The following is a 6,120-nucleotide window of genomic DNA, read 5'->3' as shown; positions in this document are numbered from 1 at the left end:
CGCGCCGGACTCGTCTTGCTCCCCGTCAGCACCGCTCGCACCGGCGCGAGCGTGTCGTTGGTCAGGAACCCCGCCCACATCAGCTCGCGCACGGCGCTCGCGAGCGCCGCGTCAGTGGCCGTCGGCGCGGCCCGGTTGCCCAGCGCCGCGAAGAAGACCGCCTCGTCCGGCCCGAGCGCCGCGGCGACGGTCAACGCGAGCTCGTCCTCGACCGGCTCGGGCAGCGGCAGGATCAGCGGCGCGAGCTCGGCCGGCGCCAGCACCACCCAGCCGTCGTTGCCCGGCAGGTCACCGGCGCCAGCCCAGACGACCTCGCCGGCCAGCGTCAGCTCGTCCAACAGCGCGGGGGAGTAGTTCGCCACCCGGCTCGGCAGGATCAGCGACTCGACCGCCGACGCGGGCAGCGGCAGGCCGGCCAGCTGCTCGACGGCCCGCAGCACCCCGTCGGTGCCCCGGCCCGCCGCCGCCCCGACGGACTGCCACGCCGGCACGAACCGCGCGAGCGCGTCGTGCGGCACCGGCTCGACCTCCTTGCGCAGCGCCGCGAGCGAGCGCCGCCGGATCGCGCGCAGCACCTCGGCGTCGCACCACTCGGTGGCACCCGTGCTGTGCGTGCCGACGGGTGCGAACTGGCCCTGCATGATGCGCCCGGAAGCGGCGAGCCGGGCCAGCGTCGCGTTGACGACGGCGACGCCCAGGCCCAGCCGCGCCGCGACGTCGGAGGCGACGAACGGCCCGTGGGTGCGGGCGTAGCGCGAGACGAGGTCGCCGAGCGGATCCTTCACCGGCTCGGTGTAGACCTCGGGGATGCCGACGGGCAGCGCGACGCCGAGGGCGTCCTGCACGCGGCCGGCGTCCTCGATCGCCAGCCAGCGTTCCTCGCCGGCGATCCGCACGCGGATCGCGCGCCGCCCCTCCTCGAGCGCGGCGAGGTCCTGCGGCGTCGCTCCGCGGGCGATCGCCTCGGTGGTCGTGAGGTCGCCGATGCCCCGCAGCAGGTCGTGCACGGCGTCGACGCCCTGGGCGTGCCGCTCGGGGGTCAGGCGCGCGACCTCGGCCGCCACCTGCTGCACCGCGTCCGGGTCGAGCAGTTCACGCAGGTCGCTCGAGCCGAGCAGTTCGGCGAGCAGGCCCGCGTCCAGCGAGATCGCCTGCGCGCGGCGCTCGGCCAGCGGCGCGTCGCCCTCGTAGAGGAACATGCCGACGTAGCCGAACAGCAGCGATCGCGCGAACGGTGACGGCGTGGGCGTCTCGACCTCGACGACCTTCACCGCGCGCGAGCCGACCTCGCCCATCAGCCCGCGCAGCCCCGGCAGGTCGAAGACGTCCTGCAGGCACTCGCGCATCGCCTCGAGCACGACGGGGAACTCGCCGAACTCGGACGCGACCTGCAACAGCTGGTTCGCCCGCTGGCGCTGCTGCCACAGCGGCGTGCGGCGGCGCGGGTCACGCTTGGGCAGCAGCAGCGACCGGGCCGCGCACTCGCGGAAGCGCGAGGCGAACAGCGCCGAGCCGCTCACCTCGCCGGTCACCAGCGCCTCGATCTCGTCCGGGTCGAAGACGACGAGATCCGCGGTCGGGGCGTCGGCGTCGGTGTCCGGCAGGCGCAGCACGATGCCGTCGTCGGACTGCATCGAGCTCACCTCGAGGCCGTACCGCTCGCGCAGCCGCGCGGTGATCGCCAGCGCCCACGGTGCGTTGACCGGCGCGCCGAACGGCGAGTGGATCACCAGCCGCCAGTCGCCGAGCTCGTCGCGGAACCGCTCGACCACGATCGTCCGGTCGTCGGGCAGCCCGCCCGTCGCCTCGCGCTGCTCGGTGACGTAGGTGAGCAGGTTCGCGGTGCCCCACTCGTCAAGGCCGGCGGCGCGGGCGCGCTCGGTGGCGGCCTCGGGCGTCGACGAGCCGACCTCGCGCAGGAACGCCCCGAGCGCCCGGCCCAGCTCGGCCGGCCGACCCGGCTGGTCGCCCTTCCAGAACGGCATCTTGCCGATCTCGCCGGGCGCGGGGGTGACGAGCACCCGGTCGTGGGTGATGTCCTCGATGCGCCACGACGACGAGCCGAGCAGGAACACGTCGCCGACGCGCGACTCGTAGACCATCTCCTCGTCCAGCTCGCCGACGCGCCGCCCCGGCCCTTCGGCGCCGGCGAGGAAGACCCCGAACAGCCCGCGGTCGGGGATCGTCCCGCCGCTGGTCACCGCGAGCCGCTGGGCGCCGCGGCGTGCGGTGAGCTGGCCGGTGACGCGGTCCCAGACGATGCGCGGCCGCAGCTCGGCGAACGCGTCGGACGGGTACCGCCCGGCCAACATGTCGAGCACGGCCTCGAGCGCCCCGCGTGGCAGCCCGGCGAACGGCGCGGCCCGGCGCACCAGTTCGTCCAGCTCGTCGACGGTCACGTCCTCCATCGAGAGGATCGCCACGATCTGCTGCGCGAGCACGTCGAGCGGGTTGCGCGGGTAGCGCATCGACTCGATGAGCCCGTCGCGCATGCGCTCGGCCACGACGGCGCACTCGAGCAGGTCGCCGCGGAACTTCGGGAAGATCACGCCGCGGGACACCGCGCCGACCTGGTGACCGGCGCGGCCGACCCGTTGCAGGCCGGCCGCGACCGACGGCGGCGACTCGACCTGCACGACGAGGTCGACCGCGCCCATGTCGATGCCCAGCTCGAGCGACGAGGTGGCGACGACGGCCGGGATGCGACCGGCCTTGAGGTCCTCCTCGACCAGCTGCCGCTGCTCGCGCGACACCGAGCCGTGGTGCGCGCGGGCGACCACCGGCGCGTCGACGGGCGCCGGCGCCCCCGACCCCGCCTGGGCCATCAGCTCGGCGGGCGTGCGATTGACCGAGCGCCCGGTCCCGGTGTTGATGCCCGTGCTCGGCGTCCCGCCGTCCTCCACGCCTGCGCGCGCGGCGGCCAGCTCGTTGAGCCGGGCCGTGAGCCGCTCGGCGAGACGCCGCGAGTTGGCGAAGACGATGGTCGAGCGGTGCTGCTCGACGAGATCCAGCACCCGTTCCTCGACGTGCGGCCAGATCGAGGCGCGCCGCCCGGCACCCGCCGCCGCGCCGGACAGGTCGTCGGTGAGCTCGCCGAGGGCAGTCATGTCCTCGATCGGGACGACCACCTCGAGCTCGAAGGTCTTGCTCGACGGCGGCTGCACGATCGTCACCGGACGACCGCCCGCGAGGAAGGTCGCCACCTCGTCGACCGGCCGCACCGTCGCCGACAACCCGATCCGCCGGGCCGGCCGCTCGAGCAGGGCGTCGAGCCGCTCGAGGGTGAGCGCGAGGTGCGCGCCGCGCTTGGTCGAGCAGACGGCGTGCACTTCGTCCACGATCACCGTGTCGACGCCCCGCAGGGCCTCGCGGGCGGCCGAGGTGAGCAGCAGGAACAGCGACTCGGGCGTCGTGATCAGGATGTCCGACGGCCGCCGTGCGAACAGCCGGCGCTCGTCGGCCGGGGTGTCGCCCGACCGCATGGCGACGGTGATGTCCGGCTCGGGCAGGCCGAGCCGGGACGACGCCTGGCGGATGCCGGTCAGTGGTGAGCGCAGGTTCCGCTCGACGTCGACGGCCAGCGCCTTGAGCGGGCTGACGTAGAGCACCCGGCAGCGCCTGAGCGGATCCTCCGGCGCCGGCTCGGACGCCAGCCGGTCGAGCGCGGACAGGAACGCCGCCAGCGTCTTGCCCGACCCGGTGGGCGCGACGACGAGGGTGTGCTCGCCGCGCGCGATCGCGTCCCACGCCCCCTGCTGCGCCGGCGTCGGCGCGGCGAACGCGCCGTCGAGCCAGGCCTGGGTGGCGGGGGAGAAGCGGGACATCCCTCCATGGTGCCCGCGGGGTACGACAACGTCCCCGATCGCTACTTCAGGTATTTCTCGCCCGGCCCCTGGCCCGGCTCGTCCGGGTAGGCGGAGGTCTCGCGGAAGGCCTGCTGCAGGCTGCGCAGCGCGTCGCGCAGCGGCTGGCGGTGCATGCCGAGCTGGTCCTGCGACGCGGCCAGCAGGCCGGCCAGCGCGGTGATCAGCTTGCGGGCCTCGTCCAGGTCGACGTACGGCTCACCGTCCGGCGCCAGCCCGAGCTTCTCGGCGGACGCGCTGATGAGCATGACCGCCGCCCGGCTGATCACCTCGACCGCCGGGATCACCGCCAGTTCGCGCACGGGCAGGTCGTCGAGACCGTCGAACCCATGGTCCGGGAAGGGAATGCCATCGTGCGGGTGTTGCTCCGACGTACTGCCCGGGGCCGACGGTCCGGCGGCAGGGTCATGAGCGGTGTCGCTGGCGTTTGGGTCGCTGGCTGCCACGCTGATACCCTGGCACTGCGACCAGCCTCCGTGACGAGCGGGGGTGTGCAAGCGGATGCCGTCACAAGCGTCCCACCCGTGCCGCCGGATCACCCGATCCACGCGCGCCGGGTCCGGTCCAGGCGTCCGGCGCCGTGATCGTCCCAGACGATCACATCACCAGAGGCCTGACGTCGTGCTTCCCGCGCGACCTGACCGGTCGGACCTTGTCGGCCCCGTGCGTACTCGCAGCGGGGCCGTTCTCATGCGCGGCCCGGCACCAGCGGTGCCGCCGGACGGACCGGCGCCCGCACCAGAGGTTCGACCGAGGAGGTCCCATCAGCTCTGAACCCCGGATCAACGACCGGATCCGTGTCCCCGAGGTCCGACTCGTCGGCCCCGAGGGTGAGCAGGTCGGCATCGTGCCGATCGGCAAGGCCCTCGAGTTGGCTGCCGACGCCGATCTCGACCTGGTCGAGGTCGCCCCGATGGCGCGTCCGCCCGTCTGCAAGCTCATGGACTACGGCAAGTTCAAGTACGAGACGGCGCAGAAGGAACGCGAGAACCGTCGGAACCAGACCTTGACCGTCATCAAGGAGATGAAGCTCCGCCCGAAGATCGACTCGCACGACTACGAGACCAAGAAGGGTCACGTCGAGCGGTTCCTGAAGCAGGGCGACAAGGTCAAGGTCACGATCATGTTCCGCGGACGCGAGCAGTCCCGCCCCGAGCTGGGGTTCCGGCTGCTGCAGCGCCTCGCCGAGGACATCCAGGAGCTCGGCTTCGTGGAGTCCTCGCCGAAGCAGGACGGCCGCAACATGATCATGGTCGTGGCCCCGCACCGCAACGCGGCGAAGACGACGCGGGCCTCGCGCGAGGTCAGCACCGAGCCCGCCGCCGTCGCCGACGGCGAGTAGCGCCGCCGGCGACCGCGCACCACCCGAACCGAACACCCACACCTGAGGAATCCACCGTGCCCAAGAACAAGACCCACAGCGGGACGAAGAAGCGCGTCCGGGTCACCGGCAGCGGCAAGCTGCGCAGCCAGCACGCCGGCATGCGTCACAACCTCGAGAAGAAGCCGTCGAAGCTGACGCGCCGCCTCGCCGGCACCAAGGACATGGCCGCCGCCGACACCAAGCGGTTCAAGAAGCTCCTCGGTATCTGACCCCCCGTCCCAAGAACCTTCCGCCGCCCGATCGGGCGGCGCCGACCTCTGCGAGGTACCACCGTGGCACGCGTCAAGCGGGCAGTGAACGCCCACAAGAAGCGCCGGACAACACTCGAGGCCGCCAGCGGTTACCGCGGCCAGCGCTCACGCCTCTACCGCAAGGCCAAGGAGCAGCTGCTCCACTCGGCGACGTACCAGTACCGCGACCGCAAGGCCCGCAAGGGTGACTTCCGGCAGCTCTGGATCACGCGCATCAACGCGGCCTGCCGCGCGAACGACATGACCTACAACCGGTTCATCCAGGGCCTGCGGCTCGCCGGTGTCGAGGTCGACCGCAAGGTGCTGGCCGAGCTCGCCGTCAGCGACGAGGCCGCGTTCGCCGCGCTCGTCGAGATCGCCCGCGCGGCCGTGCAGGCCGAGGGCACGGGCGGCGCGCCGGCCCAGACCCCGGCCGCCTGACGGTCCACGGCACCAGATCGGACGTGCTGGCCGACACCACCGCCCGGCTCGCCGCGGCCCGCCGTCTCACCCGACGTGGGGGCCGCCGCGAGGCCGGGCGTTTCCTCGCCGAGGGCGCCCAGGCGGTGCGCGAGGCGCACGCCGCCGGTGCCGTCGTCGAGGTGTTCGCCACGGCCGAGGCCATGGCGCGCCATCCGGAGCT

The 6,120-nt window shown here is 73.4% G+C and carries 5 protein-coding genes and 1 pseudogene; 4 read left to right on the top strand and 2 right to left on the bottom strand.

Annotation, left to right across the window (positions count from 1 at the left end):
• Together ACTHMS_RS22470 and ACTHMS_RS22465 are read right to left on the bottom strand one after the other, a co-directional pair.
• Positions 1–3,824: DEAD/DEAH box helicase (locus ACTHMS_RS22470; RefSeq protein WP_440308886.1), on the bottom strand; the 3,824-nt coding region annotated here is incomplete at its 3' end.
• A 41-nt stretch (positions 3,825–3,865) separates the two neighbouring features.
• Complete coding sequence (locus ACTHMS_RS22465; protein ID WP_440308888.1) at positions 3,866–4,210, bottom strand: DUF1844 domain-containing protein; 345 nt, start codon at positions 4,208–4,210, stop codon at positions 3,866–3,868.
• Positions 4,211–4,626: 416 nt separating this feature from the next.
• Between ACTHMS_RS22465 and infC the strand changes: the two genes are divergently transcribed.
• The 4 genes and pseudogenes from infC to ACTHMS_RS22445 form a co-directional block, all read left to right on the top strand.
• The gene (gene infC, locus ACTHMS_RS22460) at positions 4,627–5,205 is read left to right on the top strand and encodes a translation initiation factor IF-3 (RefSeq protein ID WP_440308887.1); all 579 of its coding nucleotides are present in this window, start codon (positions 4,627–4,629) and stop codon (positions 5,203–5,205) included.
• 56 nt (positions 5,206–5,261) lie between these two features.
• Entirely contained in the window at positions 5,262–5,456 is a 195-nt protein-coding gene (rpmI, locus tag ACTHMS_RS22455) for a 50S ribosomal protein L35 (RefSeq protein ID WP_440308885.1), read from the top strand.
• Between the two features lie 63 nt (positions 5,457–5,519).
• Positions 5,520–5,918: a 50S ribosomal protein L20 gene (gene rplT / locus ACTHMS_RS22450; RefSeq protein WP_440308884.1), complete on the top strand. Its 399-nt coding sequence runs from the start codon at positions 5,520–5,522 to the stop codon at positions 5,916–5,918.
• Between the two features lie 23 nt (positions 5,919–5,941).
• Positions 5,942–6,120, top strand: a pseudogene (locus ACTHMS_RS22445) (TrmH family RNA methyltransferase); the annotation flags it as partial.

It is taken from the genome of Jatrophihabitans sp. (assembly GCF_051960575.1).
Lineage (GTDB): Bacteria > Actinomycetota > Actinomycetes > Mycobacteriales > Jatrophihabitantaceae > JBQCEE01.
Note: the sequence above shows the minus strand (reverse complement) of the source record. Positions and strands in the feature narration are given on the sequence as shown.